This is a genomic window from Hymenobacter canadensis (assembly GCF_027359925.1).
In the GTDB taxonomy this organism is placed as follows: Bacteria; Bacteroidota; Bacteroidia; order Cytophagales; family Hymenobacteraceae; genus Hymenobacter; species Hymenobacter canadensis.
In genome coordinates, this window is the sequence record NZ_CP114767.1 from 233,286 (window position 1) to 250,062 (window position 16,777).

Genomic DNA, 16,777 nt, shown 5'->3' on the forward strand with positions numbered 1-16,777 from the left:
ACGCAAAAGCGCCGTGGCACTGTGGCCGGGCCAGCAGTGGCTTAAGCTACCGCACCGTCACCAGCTCCCGGCTGTCCAGCATCCGGACCGGCGAAATTACCAGCTCATCGAGCGGGAGCTGCTTGCCGTACCGCTCGCGCAGCTTGGCCTGCACGGCGGGGTGGGAGAGGTCGAAGTCGCGCAGGTGCTGGAGCTGTCCGATTTCGCGGCCCGTGGCCTGCTGGTACATCTTCCAGAGCAGCTCCGAGCAGTAGATTCGCTCATCCGACCAGCCAAAATACAGGTCGTAGCTGCGGCCGCGGTACTGCTCGCCGGCGGCATGCAGCTTCCGCAGCACCGGGGGCGTCAGCACGGTTCGGGCGTTGCGGAGGCGCTTCACCACGAACCGGCCGCCCTGACCGCGCGCCACCCAGGCGGCCAGCGAGGTTTCGCTCACGGGCTGCACGGCCTCAAACACGCGCCATTCGCCGTTTTTCCGGAACAGGATGCCGCAGTGGCTGTACGCGGAATGCGTAGCCAGTTGAATGGCCCGGCTCTGCGCTGATTGAGACGTCTGGAAAATCAGGTCGCCGTCGTGCAGGCGCGGGGCCAGCTGCTGCACGGCGGTGCGGGCCGTCTGGGTCTGGCGCAGGCGGGTGTAGCGGCGGTGCAGGCGCGGGTAGGCCAGTACCGTGAGCAGCAGCAGCGGCAGCAGAAACAGGAGGAAGCGGCGCATGGTGGGGGATGGGAGTTAGGAAAGGACGTAACGCGAAGTTGCACTTCGCGAAGCACCGCATCATCGTTTTCAGGGCTATTACCCCAAACGACGTGGACGCTCCGCGAAGTGCAACTTCGCGTTACAGACAGGACCGCAGTGCTAGGTCAGCATGCCGCCGTCTACCTGCAGTACCTGGCCGGTGATGTAGCTGCTGTCGTCGGAGGCGAGGAAGGCGGTGGCTTTGGCCACGTCTTCGGGGGTGCCGCCGCGACGCAGCGGAATGGCTTTGCGCCACTCGTCTACCTGTTTGGAGTCGAGGGCGTCGGTCATTTCGGTTTCGATGAAGCCGGGGGCTACGGCGTTGCAGCGGATGTTGCGCGAGCCCAGCTCCAGCGCCACCGACTTCGTGAAGCCGATAATGCCCGATTTGGAGGCCGCGTAGTTGCTCTGGCCGGCGTTGCCTTTGATGCCTACCACCGAGCTCATGTTGATGATGCTGCCGGCTTTGGCGCGCATCATGGGTTTGGTGGCGGCTTTGGTGAGGTTGAACACCGACTTCAGATTCACGGCCAGGACCTGGTCCCACTGCTGCTCGCTCATACGCATGAGCAGGCCGTCCTGCGTGATGCCGGCGTTATTCACCAGAATATCCAGCTTGCCGAACTCGGCTACCACGTCGTCCACCAGCTTCTCGGCTTCGGCATATACCGAGGCGTCGGAGCGGAAGCCCTTCACTTTGGTGCCGTGGGCGGCCAGCTCCTGTTCGAGCTGCTGGCCTTTCTCTACGCTGGAGAGGTAGGTGAAAGCCACCTGAGCGCCCAGTTGGGCAAAATGCACCGCAATGGCGCGGCCGATTCCTTTGGAAGCGCCCGTAATCAGGGCCACTTTTCCGTCGAGCAATTTTGTCATGCGGCGAAGGTAAGGATTGGCGGTATTAGCTTGCAGGAAAATGTAGCGCCAAGCTCCAGCTTGGTGCATCGTTGAACGATTCCGCTAGAAATCGTTCAGCAGGCACCGTCCCATGACCCGCCAAGCTGGAGCTTGGCGCTACGTATGCTCGAAACCGATATCTGCATTCTGGGTGCCGGGCCCGGCGGCGCCACGGCGGCCTTGCACCTGGCCAACGCCGGTCACCGCTGCCTGCTGCTGGACAAGGCCACCTTTCCGCGCGACAAAGTGTGCGGCGACGCCCTCAGTGGTAAAGTCATCAGCGAGCTGCGCCGGATAGGGGAGGCGCTGCCCGCTCAGCTGGCCGCCGACCCCGCCCAGTTGCCCAGCTGGGGCATTGACTTTTACGCCCCCAACGGCCGCAAGCTGGCCGTGCCCTTCAAGCCCGGCTACAACAAAGCCACTGACCGCGCCGCCGGCCACATCAGCAAGCGCATTGACTTCGATAATTTCCTGGTGGAAGAAGTGCGCCGCCGCCCCGAAATCGACTTCCGCGAAGGCCTGGACGCCGCCCTGCCCGAGCAGCAGCCCGACGGCCGCTGGCTGGTGCGAGACGCCGCCGGCACGCCCGTGGCGCTGGCGCGACTGCTGCTGGTGGCCAATGGGGCGCAGTCGGGGTTTGCGCGGCAGGTGGCCGGGCACGCGCTGGAGCCGGCCCACCACTGCGCGGGGCTGCGGGCCTACTACCGCGGCGTGCAGGGCCTGCACCCCGACAATTTTATCGAGCTGCACTTCATCAAAGACTTCTTGCCGGGCTATCTGTGGGTGTTCCCGCTGCCCAACGGTGAAGCCAACGTGGGCGTGGGTATGCTCACGGAAGCCGTGTCGAAAAAGAAAGTGAATCTGCGCGAGCGGCTGGCCGAAATCCTGCAGACGCACCCCGCCCTCAAAGACCGGTTCGCCGGGGCCGAGCGGCTGGGGCCGGTGCGCGGCTTTGGGCTGCCGCTGGGCTCTAAGCGCCGCGCGCTGTCGGGCAAGAACTACCTGCTGCTCGGCGACGCCGCCTCGCTCATCGACCCGTTTACGGGCGAAGGCATTAGCCACGCCATGGTATCTGGGCGGCACGCCGCCGACTGGGCCGGCCGGGCGCTGGCCACCCAGGATTGCTCGCCCGCGTTTCTGCGCGGCTACGACGCGGCCGTGTACAACCGCCTAGGCCAGGAGCTACGCCTGAGCCGCGCCATGCAGAAGCTACTCGACTATCCGTGGCTGTTCAACTTCATTGCCAACCGCGCCGCCAACAACCCCACCCTGGCCGAAACCCTGTCCATGATGTTCCTGGACCTGGATATGCGCGAACGGCTGCGCCAGCCGAGTTTCTACGTGAAACTGCTGTTTGGGCGGTAGTCCGATAAAATAGATAGAACGTCATTCCGAGCGAAGGCGGAGCCGTAGCCGAGGAATCTCGCTAGTGTAGTAACTGATTTTACCACGCTGGCGAGATTCCTCGGCTACGGCTCCGCCTTTGCTCGGAATGACGTTCTGCCACTAACCCATTAAACTACTTGCCGGCGTAGCGGCGGAGGCTCTTGGCGGCTTCAGGGTTGAGCTGGGTGGCTTTTTCGAGGTCGGTTTTGGCCTCGGCGGGCTTGTTTATGGAGGCGTAGCTGATGCCGCGGTACTCGTAGGCGTCGGCGTAGGTGGGGTCCAACTCGAGGGCCTTAGTGAAATCGGGGATGGCGGCCTTGAAGTTGAACATCTGCATGCGGGCCGCGCCCCGGCCGAAGAAGGCCTCCTTGTCGGTGGGGTTGTAGCGGGTGGCTTTGCTGAAGTCGGAGATGGCGGGGGCGTACTGCTTGAGCTTGAGGCGGTTCAGGCCGCGGTTGTAGTACACTTCGGCGTTGGTGGGTTTGAGGCGGGCGGCTAGGTTGTAGTCCGCAATGGCGTCGGCGTAGTCCTTGAGGTGGCTTTTGGCCTTGGCCCGGGTCAGCAGCGCGTCGAAGTTGCGGGGCGACGCCTTGAGCGTGGCGTCGGCGGTGCGGATTTCGTTGCGGTAGTCGGCGCTGGATTTGCGGGCGGCGGCTTCCATGGTGCCGGGGGCGGGCACGGGTGCGGCGGAGGCCGTTGCTACCTCCGTGCCAGTGCTGGCGGTAGCAGCCGGCGCGGCAACGGTTTCCTGGCGCATGGCGCGCTGGGTGGTGCCGGGCTTGTCGGCTTCGGTGGTGGTGGCACACTGGCTGAAAAACAGCAGGCTGCCGGTGATGGAAAGCAGGGAGAGTAGACGGTGGTTCATGAGCAAAGCAGTCAGAAAGGAGGCGCCAGGGCGCCGGACAGGTAAATCGGGTCTTCTACGGGGCATCGGCCCGAACGGATATAGGCCGGCCGTTGTTTTAAGCGGCCTGCCGGGCTGGCAGGCGGCTGGCGGCCGTCAGTTGGCGAGTTGCGCGGCCTGCCTATCTTTGCCGGGCCCCGCCAGCAGTCCATGCCCGGTGCGGGCTTTTCAATCTCACCCTCAAGTATAACAACATGGCATTGCAATACGACCTGGTCGTTGTCGGCAGCGGCCCCGGCGGCTACGTGGCTGCTATCCGGGCTTCGCAGCTTGGTCTGAAAGTCGGCGTTATCGAGCGGGAGTCGCTCGGCGGCATCTGCCTCAACTGGGGCTGCATTCCTACCAAAGCCCTGCTCAAAAGCGCCCAGGTGTTTGAATACCTCAACCACGCCGCCGATTATGGCCTCAAAGCCGAGGGCGTGGGCTATGATTTTGGTGCCGTGATTAAGCGCAGCCGCGGTGTGGCTGAGGGCATGAGCAAGGGCATCAATTTCCTGTTTAAAAAGAATAAAATCGACGCCCTGATGGGCACCGGCAAGCTGCTGGCCCCCGGCAAAGTGGAGCTCACCAAAGCCGATGGCACCAAGGAAACGGTGGAGGCTAAGAGCATCATTCTGGCCACCGGTACCCGCGCCCGCCAGCTGCCCAGCATGCCCATCGACGGCCAGAAGATCATTGAGTACCGCAAGGCCATGACCATGGAGCAGCTGCCCAAGCGCCTCGTGGTGGTGGGTTCTGGCGCCATCGGCGTCGAGTTTGCCTACTTCTACCGCACCATGGGTTCGGAGGTGACGGTGGTGGAATACCTGCCCCGCATTGTGCCCGTGGAGGACGAGGAAGTGAGCCGGCAGATGGAAAAGTCGTTCCGCAAAATCGGCATCAACGTGCTGACCAGTGCCGAGGTGACGAAGGTGGACACCAGCGGCGCTGGCTGCCATGTAACCATCAAAACCGCCAAAGGGGAGCAGCAGGTGGAGTGCGACGTGGTGCTGAGCGCCGTGGGCGTGCAGACCAACCTCGAAAACATTGGCATTGAGGAGCTGGGTATCAAGGTGGAGAAGGGCCGCGTTATCGTCGACGACTTCTACCAGACCAACGTGCCCGGCATCTACGCCATCGGCGACATCGTGCCCGGCCCTGCCCTGGCCCACGTGGCTTCGGCCGAAGGCATTATCTGCGTCGAGAAAATTGCTGGTCACCACCCCGAGCCGCTCAACTACCAGAACATTCCCGGCTGCACCTACGCCTCGCCGGAAATTGCCTCGGTAGGCCTCACCGAAGCCGAAGCCAAAAACCAGGGCTACGACATCCTGGTGGGCAAATTCCCGTTCTCGGCCTCCGGCAAAGCTTCGGCCGCCGGCGTGAAAGACGGCTTCGTGAAAGTCATCTTCGACAAGAAGTACGGCGAGTGGCTGGGCGCCCACATGATTGGGGCCAACGTAACCGAAATGATTGCCGAGGTAGTAGTAGCCCGCAAGCTCGAAACCACCGGCCACGAAATCATCAAGGCCGTGCACCCGCACCCCACCATGAGCGAGGCCATCATGGAGGCCGCCGCCGCCGCCTACGGCGAGGTGATTCACCTGTAAAACTGTAGCATAGGCTTCAGCCTGTGCCGCATAAGAAAGGCCCCGAAACCGTCTGGTTTCGGGGCCTTTTCAATATGTTTTAATTAGACAGTTAAGTCGAACAATGATATTGGAACGCCAGAAGTAGTAATGTGATATGGTGAATATTATTTTGCTGGGCTCTCATAATCTATATCTGGAGGAGGAGCTTGTACTGATGATTCATCATCATACTCTAAAATTGGTTCATCATTCTCGTTCTCTATTCTATGATATGAGCTATTCTGTTTCTGAAAATCAACGATGACGTTGTTGCAATTAACACTGGGTAAAACAGTATTAAGGAAAGCCTTCTGTAATGAGGCTGAATAAAATATCCATTTTGGATTTTCTTCAAAAATAATATTAGCAAGAATGATAGGATATGCAACGATTGGGTATACAGTTCGTGATATAGATCCAATAGTTATTTTATCTTCATAGCTTTTTTGTTCCTCATGCAAACGTCTGCTTATTTCGAATAATGAGAGGTCTTTTAGGTGAGGCTTGATTTTAGTTATATAGATAAGTAATTCTTGTTGTTCTGACTTAGCGTCATCAGCCTTGCGTTTCCACATCGTGTATACCCAATAATATATATAAGGATATGGATGTGACAAAGGATGAATTATATTAGTTTCTAGTAATTCGGGAAATTGAAAGTGGCGACTTATGATTTCAATATGTTTTTCTAAATCATCGATATTGAAAAACTGAAAACTTGGGTTTGTTTGAACTGCTTCTCGATACAGCTCTTCTGTATTAAAAGAAGGTAATTTATATTGGGTATCCATTAGAGTAAATTGAAAATAGGGTTATTCAAATTGCCATTGGGGAAAAATCAAATGTAAACAAAAACCATGTTATAGTGACCGTAGTTTCAACCCAGTATTGGGTTTGCTATCGGTGGCGTTTCTGGCCGCATAGCAGGGGAGGCCGGCGCTATACCAGCCGGCTCCCCGCCCGGAACCGTGCCACTTTCGCCTGGATTTCTTCCAGGCCGAGGTTGTGCACGCTGCCCAAGTGGGTGGTCTGAAACTCCTTATGGGGCACGTACGAGCCGTCTTCCACGGCCAGGCCCACCTGCTTGTAGGCGGTGCGGAAGGGCGTGCCGGTCTGGATGAGCTGGTTGATATTCTCCACCGTAAATACGGCGTCGTATTTGGGCTGGTTGAGCAGATCGGGCTTGATGCGCAGCTGGGGCAGGGCAAACAGCACGATGTCGAGGATGTCGAGAAACTGCGTCATCGGCTCGAACAGGATTTCCTTGAGAATCTGGAAGTCCCGGTGGTAGCCGCTGGGCAGGTTGCTGGTGGCCAGTATGAGCGTGTTGGGCAGGGCCTGCAGGGCGTTGCAGCGGGCCCGGATTAGCTCGAACACGTCAGGGTTTTTCTTGTGGGGCATGATGCTAGAGCCGGTGGTGAAGGCCGCCGGCAGCTCCACGAAGGCCATATCCTGCGAGTTGTAGAGCACCAAGTCGTAGGCCATTTTGGCCAGGGTGGCGGCCATGCCGGCCAGGGCAAAGGCCACGGTTTTCTCGGTTTTCCCACGCAGCATCTGGGCTCCCACGCTGCTCACGGCCAGGTTGCCGAAGCCCATTTCCTGGGTGGTCTGCAGCCGGTCGATGGGGAAGGAGCTACCGAAGCCCGCGCCCGAGCCCAGCGGGTTTTGGTCGGCCACGGTGTGGGCGGCCTCGAACAACGCTAGATCCAGCAGCAGGTGTTCGGCGTAGGCCGAAAACCACAGCCCGAACGAGCTGGGCATAGCCGCCTGGAAGTGGGTGTAGCCGGGCATCAGGTCGGTTTTGTGATCCTCTGCCTTCTGCAACAGTACCTCCACCAGCTCCAGGGTGCGGGCGGCGGCGCGTTGGGTGTAGTCTTTCAGAAAGAGCTGAATGGCCGTCAGCACTTGGTCGTTGCGGGAGCGGGCGGTGTGGATTTTCTTGCCCGCGTCGCCATAGTGCTCGGTCAGGTATGACTCGATTTTGGAATGCACGTCTTCGAAGTCCTCGCCGATGGTGAACGTGCCGGCTTCCAGTTGGGCAGCCAGCTCCTGCAGGCCCTGCTGCAACTGCTGGTTTTCGTTCCCGGAAATCAGCCCCGCCCCGGCCAGCATATTGGCCTGGGCCCGGGACGCCTGCACGTCAAACTGCGCCAAGTACATATCCAGCTCCCGGTCGCGCCCGATGGTGAACTGCTCGATTTTCTTATCAACGGCAATGCCTTTATCCCAGATTTTCATGTGTGTTGCAGTAACACCAAGCTCCAGCTTGGTGAATCGTTGAACAGAATCGTTGTTGCGCGCACAGGGCAGTGAAAAGCGGATGCCTCAGGCTGCCCGTCGTTCAACGATTCACCAAGCTGGAGCTTGGTGTTACAACTCCAGCCCGTCCAGCAAAGCTACATACCCCTGCACGCCGGCGCGGATTTCGCTGAGCAGGATGTACTCGTCGGGGGTGTGGGAGCGGGCCGAGTCGCCGGGGCCGATTTTGACGGTCGTGAAGGGCATCATGCTCTGGTCGGAGAGGGTGACGGAGCCGAAGGTACGGCAACCCAGCGCCACGCCGCGCTGCACCAGCGGGTGCGTGAGCGGGATGCGCGAGGAGTTGAGGTGGGTGGAGCGTGGCGTTACCTCGGCCCCGATGAGACTGCGCACGAATTCCACCACTTCCGGGTTGGTATACAGCTCGTTGGTACGCACGTCGGCCACGAAGGTGCACCGATCGGGTACCACGTTGTGCTGGGTGCCGGCCTGCATCTGCGTTACGGTCAGTTTCACCGGACCCAGCAGCTCCGACACCCGCTCAAACTGGTAGTCACGCAGGCGCTGCACATCGTCGAGGGCTTTGTAGAGGGCGTTTTCGCCTTCCTCGCGGGCCGCGTGCCCGGTGCGGCCGTGGGCTACGCAGTCGAGCACCACCAGGCCCTTTTCAGCCACCGCCAGGTCCATCTGCGTCGGTTCGCCCACGATGCCCAGGTCAATCTTCGGCAGCAGCGGCAGCAGCCGGCGGATGCCGTTCGCGCCCGATACTTCCTCCTCGGCCGTAATGGCGCAGATAAGGTTGTAGGGCAGATTCTCCTGCTCGTGGAAGTAGAGGAATGTGGCCAGCAGACTCACCGCCGAAGCTCCCGCGTCGTTGCTGCCCAGGCCGGTCAGCCGGTCGCCCTCCATCACAGCCCCGAACGGGTCGGCGGTCCAGGACGCGCCGGGCTTGACGGTGTCGTGGTGGGAGTTGAGCAGGATGGTGGGCTTGGCCGGGTCAAAGCGCTTCGATAGGGCCCACACGTTGTTCGCGTCGCGCTGGGGGCGGGCGCCGTGGAAAGTCAGAAACCGGAAAATAAGCTCGGCCGTCTGGTCTTCTTCCCGGGACAAGGAAGGCGTCTGTACCAGCTGAATCAGCAGCTCAATGGCGTCGTTGGTGAGGGCAGTTAGTTCCTGCATAGCACGGTTTTTACGGGCTCGTTGATGCGCAGCGCGTGCTCGATGACCACCCGTGCCACGCCGGCTTCGAGGGCGGCAAAGGCGTTATCCAGCTTGGGTACCATGCCGGCCGCAATGATGCCCGCGGCCTTCAGCTCTTGGTACTCAGCGGCGGTTATCTGCGGAATCACCGAGGCGTCGTCGTCCACGTCGCGCAGCACGCCGTCCTTCTCGAAGCAGTAGTGTAGCTCCACGGCGTAGTGCGGGGCCAAAGCGCAAGCCAATACGCTGGCAATGGTGTCGGCATTGGTGTTGAGTAGCTGGCCTGCGCCGTCGTGGGTGATGGCGCAGAACACGGGTAGCAGGTTGGTTTCCAGTAACTGGCGCAGCAGGGGCACGTTCACCGCGTCGGCCGGCAGGTCGCCCACGAAGCCGTAGTCGATGTCGCGCACCGGCCGCCGCACGGCCCGGATGGCGTTGCCATCGGCCCCCGAAAGGCCCAGCGCATTCACGCCCGCGGCCTGCAAACCGGCCACCACCTGCTTGTTGGTTTTGCCGGCGTAGAACATGGTCACGATGTCGAGGGTGGCAGTGTCGGTGATGCGTCGGCCCTGCACCATCTGGGATTCCTGGCCCAGGTCGCGCAGCATCTGGCTGGCACCTTTGCCGCCGCCGTGCACCAGCAGCTTGCGGCCCGGCACTTGCGCCAGCTCCCGCAGAAACCGCTGCAGCTGGGCATCATCATCAATAATGCCGCCCCCGATTTTAAAAATTTTCAGGCCTTCGCTCATAGGATGCAAGTAGGGAGAAATGCGGCACTGCGCGCCGTACGCTGCTAAAACAGGCCTCATGGGGCCCCGGCATAAACCGAGCGGCCGCACTGTTAAGAAATTTATTTTGCTCCCGGAGCGGCAAAGTTTCCGAAAAAAATCCTCTAGTTTTGCAACGATTTAGCGGTTTAAACGATTTAAACCGTGAAAACACTCCCTCGCCGCCCCGCGGCAACCGTCATGATTCAACTCTCTTCTATTGCGCTTCTGCGACGACCAATGCTGGTCGTGCGAATCATGCCAGCTTAACCGCTGGCTGCAATAGTACGTCCGGGTTCCGCCTCTACCGCGAACCGACGCCGGGTCCTCCTACCGGAGCCCACCCCAAGAGACCCTTCACGAATCAACCGACCTTAGTCCGAGTGTAACTACCCGTGTGACTTCTTCCGGCTCCCGGCTGGAACGCCCCGCTCCCCGGCCCAACGGGGCCACCTCGCCTTCGGGTTTTTGATGCTTCCGGCCCCGCCGCCGGAGCCCGCGCAGCCTCGCCTGCTCCCTTCCTTTTTTTGTCTTTCCGAGTCTGTTGCCGCACAATTCCGGCCACTAACCGAGTCCTGACCATGAATTTACGAGTCGCCAATGCTGCCGATGCGCAGTATGTGGAAACCCTTTGTCAATGGTATGCCGAATCCGCTAGAACGCGCGGCGTCGGCATTGCCAAGCGTGACCCTAACTATCTGATTAAGAAGATGGAAAAGGGTGACTCCATCATCGCCTTTATCGATGACCAGCTGGCCGGTTTCTGCTACATCGAAACCTTCGAGGACGCGAAATTCGTGGTGAACTCGGGGCTGATTGTGAACACCGAGCTGCGCAAGGAGGGCCTGGGCCGCGCCATTAAGCACCGCGTGTTCGAGCTGTCGCGCATGAAGTACCCGGCGGCTAAGATCTTCGGTATCACCACCTCCGCGGCCGTGATGAAGATCAACAACGAGCTGGGCTACCGCCCCGTGACCTTCCCCGAGCTCACGCAGTCGGACGACTTCTGGAAGGGCTGCTCCAGCTGCAAAAACTACGGCATCCTGATGGAAAACCAGCGCAAAATGTGCCTCTGCACCGGCATGGTCTACGACACGCTGGACGACAGTTTCACGCAGCAATCCATCGAAATCCTGGCGCAGGAGCGCTAATCAATTGCCGTCAGTCCGTCATGCAGAGGCGGAGCCGAAGCATCTCGCTCGGCTGGCGTCGGGAAAAGCATCACAACCTCAGCACGCGAGATGCTTCGGCTCCGCCTCTGCATGACGGCCCACTAATACCACACAGCACTCCATGAAAAAAGTAGTTCTCGCCTATAGTGGCGGCTTGGATACATCTTATTGCGTGGTATATCTGACCCGGGAGTTGGGTTTGGAAGTCCACACGGTGATTGTCAACTCGGGTGGGTTCTCCCAGGAGGAGTTGGCCGGCATCGAGCAGCGCGCGTACGAAATGGGCTCCACGCGCCACGAGGTGATTGACGTAACGGACCGGTTCTACCAGCAGTGCCTGCGCTACCTGCTGGCCGGCAACGTGCTCAAAAACGACGCCTACCCGCTGAGCGTGAGTGCCGAACGCATGTTCCAGAGCCTGGCCTTGGCCGAGTACGCCCGCGAGAACAAAGCCGACTACATTGCCCACGGCAGCACCGGCGCCGGCAACGACCAGGTGCGCTTCGACGTGGCCTTCTCGGTGATTTCGCCTGATACCGAAATCATCACGCCCATCCGCGACCTGGGCCTCTCGCGCCAGCAGGAAATCGAATATCTGCAAAAGAATGGGGTGGAGATGAGCTGGGAAAAAGCCAAATACTCCATCAACAAAGGCATCTGGGGCACCAGCGTGGGCGGGGTGGAAACCCTGACCTCGCGCCAGGGCCTGCCCGAGTCGGCCTGGCCGACGCAGCTGAGCAAAACCGAGCCGCAGGAAATCAGCATCACCTTTGAGAAAGGCGAGCCGGTGGCGCTGAACGGCGAAGCCATGAAGCCCGTGGACCTGATTGTGGCCCTCAACGAGCTGGCCGGTCAGTACGCCATTGGCCGCGACACCCACGTGGGCGACACGATTCTGGGCATCAAGGGCCGGGTAGGCTTCGAGGCCCCCGCGCCGCTGATCCTCATCAAAGGCCACCACTTGCTGGAAAAGCATACGTCCAGCCGCTGGCAGCTGCTGCACAAAGACTACATAGCCAACTGGTACGGCACGCTGCTACACGAGGCCCAGTACCTCGACCCGGTAATGCGCGACATGGAGGCCTTCCTGGAGTCGTCGCAGGAGCGGGTGTCGGGTACGGTGTACGTGACCCTGAAACCTTATCAATTTGAGCTGCTGGGTGTGGAGTCGCCGTTCGACATGATGCAGTCGAAGGTGGCCACCTACGGTGAGGAAAACAACGCCTGGGACTCGCGCGACGCGAAAGGCTTCATCAAAATCTTCAGCAACCAGCTGAAGATTCATAGCTCGTTCAACGATGAAAATTAAGGCAGGCATCGTCGGTGGGGCCGGCTACACGGCGGGGGAGTTGCTGCGGATTCTGCTGCACCACGAGTTTGTGGAGCTGGGCGGCATCGTGAGTTCCTCCAATGCCGGCAACCCCATCCACCAGGTGCACGACGACCTGGTGGGCGAGACGGCGCTGCGCTTCGCAGCTGAGCTGCAGGGCGACGAGGACGTGGTGTTTCTGTGCCTGGGCCACGGCAACTCCAAGGCTTGGCTGACCCAGAATCCGCTGCCGGAAACCACCCACGTCATCGACCTGAGCAACGACTTCCGCCTGGAAGCCGACGCCGAATTTGGCGACCTGGAGTTTGTGTACGGGTTGCCGGAGCTGAACCGCAGCCGCATTCAGCAGGCCCAGAACATTGCCAATCCCGGCTGCTTCGCCACGGCCATTCAGCTGGCGCTGCTGCCGCTGGCCCAGGCCGGCAAGCTGACGGATGATGTGCACGTCTCGGCCATTACGGGCAGCACGGGCGCGGGCCAGAGCCTCTCGGAGACGGTGCATTTCTCGTGGCGCACCAACAATGTGTCCATCTACAAGCCCTTCACGCACCAGCACCTGGGCGAGATAGGGGAGAGCCTGGCGCAACTGCAGCACGAGTTGGCGGTGGATATCCACTTCATCCCGTACCGCGGCAACTTCACGCGGGGCATCTTCGCCAGCGTCTACACGCCGTCGGACCTGACCGAGGATGAAGCCCGGGCGCTGTACCAGCAGTTCTACCAGGATGCCCCGTTTACCACGGTTTCCGACAAGGAAATTCACCTCAAGCAGGTGGTGAACACCAATAAATGCCTGCTGCACGTGCAGAAAATGGGCAAGCAACTGCTCATCACCTCCGTTATCGACAACCTGGTGAAAGGCGCTTCCGGCCAGGCCGTGCAGAACATGAACCTGGTTTTTGGCTTGCCCGAAACGACGGGTCTGGGGTTGAAGGCCGGGCTATTCTAGCTTCTCATAACGTCATTCCGAGCGGAGCGCAGCGAAGTCGAGGAATCTCGCTTGCTGACGTCCGGAATACCACCACAACATCAGCACGCGAGATTCCTCGGCAAGCTCGGAATGACGTTCATCTTCGAGTTCTGCCGTACGTTTCTAAGTTCTAACTTCTCAGCTCTCACATCTATATCATGGAGCTTTTCAACGTGTATCCGCTCGTCAACATTACGCCCGTGAAGGCGCTGGGGGCGAAGCTTTGGGACGACAAGGGCCAGGAATATCTGGACTTCTACGGCGGGCACGCCGTTATCAGCATCGGCCACAGCCACCCGCACTACGTGCAGCGCCTCACCGAGCAGCTGCAGAATATCGGCTTCTACTCCAACTCGGTGCAGATTCCGATTCAGACGCAGCTGGCGCACAAGCTGGGCCAGGTGTCGGGTTACGAGGACTATACGCTGTTTTTGTGCAACTCCGGGGCCGAGGCCAACGAGAATGCGCTGAAGCTGGCCTCCTTCCATACCGGCAAAAAGCGCGTGGTGGCGTTTCGAGGCGCGTTTCACGGCCGCACCAGCGGCGCGGTAGCGGCTACGGACAACGCGAAAATCGTGGCGCCTTTCAACGAAGGCCACTTGGTGACCTTCGTGGACTACGACCTGGAGGCTGTGCTGGCCGTGCTGCACGGCGGCGACGTCTGCGCCGTCATTGTGGAGCCGATTCAGGGCGTGGGCGGCATCATCATGCCTTCCGACGAGTTTATGCGTCATCTGGCGCTGTTCTGCTGGGCCAACGACGTGCTGCTGATTGCCGATGAGGTGCAGAGTGGCTACGGCCGTAGCGGCAAGTTTTTCGCGCACCAGCATGCCGGCCTGCGGCCCGATATCATTTCCGTTGCCAAGGGCATGGGCAACGGCTTTCCCATCGGCGGCATCCTGATTTCGCCCAAATACCAGGCCTCGTACGGCCTGCTGGGCACCACGTTCGGTGGCAACCACCTGGCCTGCGCCGCCGCCCTAGCTGTGCTCGAAGTCATCGAAGATGAAAACCTGCTGGCCCACGCCACCGAGCTGGGCGAATACCTCCGCACCGAGCTGCTGGCCCACGCCGGCGCCGAAGAAATCCGCGGCCGCGGCCTGATGGTGGGCATCAAGTACGACTTCCCCATCAAGGAAATCCGGGACAAGCTGCTCGCCGAGCACCACATTTTCGTGGGCAACGCTTCCGACCCCACGGTGCTGCGCCTGCTGCCGCCGCTCAACATCACGAAGGCCGAGGTAGACCGGTTTTTGCAGGCGCTGTACACACTTATTCCGGTGGAGGTAAGAAAGTAAGCAGCTTGTAGCCTAACTTGCAGCCCCAATGAGTAGCACGATGAAGTTCCCGAGCCAGGCTCCCCTTCTGATTAGCTGCACGCTGCCATTGGTGACTATTGCGCAGCAACCGGCTGGTTCTTTCCATGAAAGAACGGCCACCCATTTTTCCTTCCAGCAGTTGTGCCCGCCCGACTTTCCGATGCCTGACATTTGGAAGTGGCAGGGTGCGGGACCGATTGATGTATATTCTTTCTCTCCCGTTTGGCTTAAGTCATTGTTCGGCTGGAATAGACCCCCGGTATTCGGTCCTATTCCAGCCGAAAATGTATCGTGGCTGCTGCAAAAGCCGGCGGAGGCTACGCCGCGCACCCGCCAGACGCTCGGCATAGGGGGCGCCAAATCGCCGCATTCCCCTCCGATTACCATGTTCCGATCAGCGTTGATCGGACTGAAGCACATCCCTGCCGCCTCGCTCCCATTAACGAGCAAGGAAGCGGCGGGCTTGACTACTGCTGAAAATCAACAATAGAGTAAACCCTTTTTTCGCATAACAGAGTGGAAAACGCTAAATCGGTAAAACTCGTCCTGGAAGACGGCACTGAAATCGAGGGTACTTCTTTCGGCGCATTTACTTCGGCCGCGGGCGAAGTGGTGTTCAGCACGGCCATGACCGGCTACCCCGAAAACCTCACCGACCCATCCTTCGCCGGCCAGATTCTGGTGCTCACCTACCCCATGGTGGGCAACTACGGCGTGCCCGGCGAGGACCTGTACGAGTCGATTTCAAAGATTTTCGAGTCGGATAAGATTCATATTGCCGGGCTGGTGGTGAATTACTACTCCGAGGAGCACAGCCACTGGAACGCCGCCAAAAGCCTCGGCGACTGGCTCAAGGAGTACAACATCCCCGGCATTTTCGGCGTCGATACCCGCATGCTCACCAAAAAGCTGCGCGAGAAAGGTGCCATGCTGGGCAAAATCGTGGCCGAAACCGACGTGCCCCTGCACGACCCCAACCTCGAAAACCTGGTGGCCCAGGTGAGCCCCGCCGGCGTGCAGCACTACGGCCATGGCCAGCACAAAATCGTGCTCGTGGACTGCGGCACCAAAACCAACATCATCCGCTGCTTCCTAGAGCGCGACGTGGAGCTGATTCGGGTGCCCTGGGACTACGATTTCACAACCCTCGATTACGACGGCCTGTTCCTGAGCAACGGCCCCGGCGACCCCAAAATGTGCGAGGCCACCATCGGCCACCTGCAAACGGCGCTGGGTCAGGACAAGCCCATCTTCGGCATCTGCCTGGGCAGCCAGCTCATGGGCCTGGCCGCGGGCGGTGATACCTTCAAGCTGAAATACGGCCACCGCAGCCACAACCAGCCCGTGAAGCTCACCGGCACCCAGCGCTGCTACATCACCAGCCAGAACCACGGCTTCGCGGTGGACACCGAAACGCTGCCCGCCGAGTGGGACATGCTGTTCGAGAACCTTAACGACGGCACCTGCGAAGGCATCAAGCACAAAACCAAGCCCTTCTTCTCCACCCAATTTCACCCGGAAGCCGCCGGCGGCCCCCAAGACACGGAGTTTCTCTTCGACCAGTTCCTGGACGAGGTCGAGAAGTACAAGGCTGGTAAGTAGCCGAACGACCAAGCTCAGCACGACGAAAAAGAACGTCATGCTGAGCTTGCCGAAGCATCTCTACCAGGAATCAGCTACCGATGCTCGGGATAAAGAACCTGCCGCGTTGAAGTACATGAAGGATTTAAGTTTATGGCCCTTCTCGTTGATAAACCATTCAAGCATGTACTCAACCTCGTTGCGTCTTCGCTTACCAATTAGCTTGAACGCCTTTCCTATGCTATCGGCTTGGAAGGATTTTTTGGCTATTGTTTGCTGCAATGACAGAGGCAGTTCTTCAATCGAAACTTCGGTTTCCGATTCAGCAAACTGGCAGTTCTTATCGAAGGCTACGTTGAGCACTCGGTTCTGCTGCTTGGAATAAAACATGTACTCCTCTTCCCCCTTCTCCAAGTCGCCGTAAACGCGGCAAGAGTCAATCCGAGCATCAGGGTAGGTACGCTTAAACTTCTTAACCACTTTGGCCGGCACTGGTACTTCGCGAGTACGCATAGCATTCTTGGCCCGATAAGACTGTGCTGACACTTGATTCATCAGCGCGCAGCAGAATAAAAGGAAGAAGGCTCTTTTCATAAGGAATAACCACTTAGCTAAATCTGCTGAAGGTTGTTCAAACATACTGAACTGCTGG

At 59.6% G+C, this 16,777-nt stretch carries 15 protein-coding genes; 7 read left to right on the top strand and 8 right to left on the bottom strand.

Features of this window, described 5'->3' with window-relative positions; translation table 11 throughout:
* Window positions 1–46 precede the first annotated feature (46 nt).
* Both O3303_RS01055 and fabG read right to left on the bottom strand, forming a co-directional pair.
* Entirely contained in the window at window positions 47–715 is a 669-nt protein-coding gene (locus tag O3303_RS01055; RefSeq protein ID WP_269560215.1) for a YiiX family permuted papain-like enzyme, read from the bottom strand.
* A 141-nt stretch (window positions 716–856) separates the two neighbouring features.
* Window positions 857–1,606: a 3-oxoacyl-[acyl-carrier-protein] reductase gene (fabG, locus tag O3303_RS01060; protein ID WP_269560216.1), complete on the bottom strand. Its 750-nt coding sequence runs from the start codon at window positions 1,604–1,606 to the stop codon at window positions 857–859.
* Between the two features lie 144 nt (window positions 1,607–1,750).
* Between fabG and O3303_RS01065 the strand changes: the two genes are divergently transcribed.
* Window positions 1,751–2,992, top strand: coding sequence for a geranylgeranyl reductase family protein (locus O3303_RS01065; RefSeq protein ID WP_269560217.1), 1,242 nt, complete (start codon window positions 1,751–1,753; stop codon window positions 2,990–2,992).
* Window positions 2,993–3,146: 154 nt separating this feature from the next.
* Here O3303_RS01065 and O3303_RS01070 read toward each other — a convergent pair whose 3' ends face one another.
* A complete protein-coding gene (locus O3303_RS01070; RefSeq protein WP_269560218.1) occupies window positions 3,147–3,878 on the bottom strand; it encodes a tetratricopeptide repeat protein in 732 nt (243 codons plus the stop codon).
* A 233-nt stretch (window positions 3,879–4,111) separates the two neighbouring features.
* On the opposite strand from O3303_RS01070, the gene lpdA reads away from it, so the two are divergent.
* Window positions 4,112–5,506: a dihydrolipoyl dehydrogenase gene (gene lpdA, locus O3303_RS01075; RefSeq protein ID WP_269560219.1), complete on the top strand. Its 1,395-nt coding sequence runs from the start codon at window positions 4,112–4,114 to the stop codon at window positions 5,504–5,506.
* Between the two features lie 146 nt (window positions 5,507–5,652).
* Here lpdA and O3303_RS01080 read toward each other — a convergent pair whose 3' ends face one another.
* The 4 genes from O3303_RS01080 to argB form a co-directional block, all read right to left on the bottom strand.
* Window positions 5,653–6,318 carry a hypothetical protein gene (locus O3303_RS01080; RefSeq protein ID WP_269560220.1) on the bottom strand — a complete coding sequence of 222 codons (666 nt, stop codon included), beginning with the start codon at window positions 6,316–6,318 and terminating at the stop codon, window positions 5,653–5,655.
* Between the two features lie 148 nt (window positions 6,319–6,466).
* The gene (argH, locus tag O3303_RS01085; RefSeq protein WP_269560221.1) at window positions 6,467–7,765 is read right to left on the bottom strand and encodes an argininosuccinate lyase; all 1,299 of its coding nucleotides are present in this window, start codon (window positions 7,763–7,765) and stop codon (window positions 6,467–6,469) included.
* 132 nt (window positions 7,766–7,897) lie between these two features.
* The gene (locus O3303_RS01090; RefSeq protein ID WP_269560222.1) at window positions 7,898–8,965 is read right to left on the bottom strand and encodes a M20 family metallo-hydrolase; all 1,068 of its coding nucleotides are present in this window, start codon (window positions 8,963–8,965) and stop codon (window positions 7,898–7,900) included.
* Entirely contained in the window at window positions 8,953–9,735 is a 783-nt protein-coding gene (argB, locus tag O3303_RS01095; protein WP_269560223.1) for an acetylglutamate kinase, read from the bottom strand. The genes O3303_RS01090 and argB overlap by 13 nt, the downstream gene beginning before the upstream one ends.
* Before the next feature lie 599 nt (window positions 9,736–10,334).
* Here argB and O3303_RS01100 point away from each other — a divergent pair.
* The 5 genes from O3303_RS01100 (at window position 10,335) to carA (ending at window position 16,146) form a co-directional block, all read left to right on the top strand.
* Window positions 10,335–10,904 carry a GNAT family N-acetyltransferase gene (locus O3303_RS01100; protein WP_269560224.1) on the top strand — a complete coding sequence of 190 codons (570 nt, stop codon included), beginning with the start codon at window positions 10,335–10,337 and terminating at the stop codon, window positions 10,902–10,904.
* A gap of 142 nt (window positions 10,905–11,046) precedes the next feature.
* Complete coding sequence (argG, locus tag O3303_RS01105) at window positions 11,047–12,234, top strand: argininosuccinate synthase (RefSeq protein ID WP_269560225.1); 1,188 nt, start codon at window positions 11,047–11,049, stop codon at window positions 12,232–12,234.
* Complete coding sequence (gene argC / locus O3303_RS01110) at window positions 12,224–13,204, top strand: N-acetyl-gamma-glutamyl-phosphate reductase (protein WP_269560226.1); 981 nt, start codon at window positions 12,224–12,226, stop codon at window positions 13,202–13,204. The genes argG and argC overlap by 11 nt, the downstream gene beginning before the upstream one ends.
* 179 nt (window positions 13,205–13,383) lie before the next feature.
* A complete protein-coding gene (locus tag O3303_RS01115) occupies window positions 13,384–14,523 on the top strand; it encodes an aspartate aminotransferase family protein (protein WP_269560227.1) in 1,140 nt (379 codons plus the stop codon).
* A 537-nt stretch (window positions 14,524–15,060) separates the two neighbouring features.
* Complete coding sequence (gene carA / locus O3303_RS01120; protein ID WP_269560228.1) at window positions 15,061–16,146, top strand: glutamine-hydrolyzing carbamoyl-phosphate synthase small subunit; 1,086 nt, start codon at window positions 15,061–15,063, stop codon at window positions 16,144–16,146.
* Between the two features lie 60 nt (window positions 16,147–16,206).
* Here carA and O3303_RS01125 read toward each other — a convergent pair whose 3' ends face one another.
* On the bottom strand, window positions 16,207–16,764 hold the full coding sequence (locus O3303_RS01125; protein WP_269560229.1) for a hypothetical protein: 558 nt from the start codon (window positions 16,762–16,764) through the stop codon (window positions 16,207–16,209).
* Window positions 16,765–16,777 lie beyond the last annotated feature (13 nt).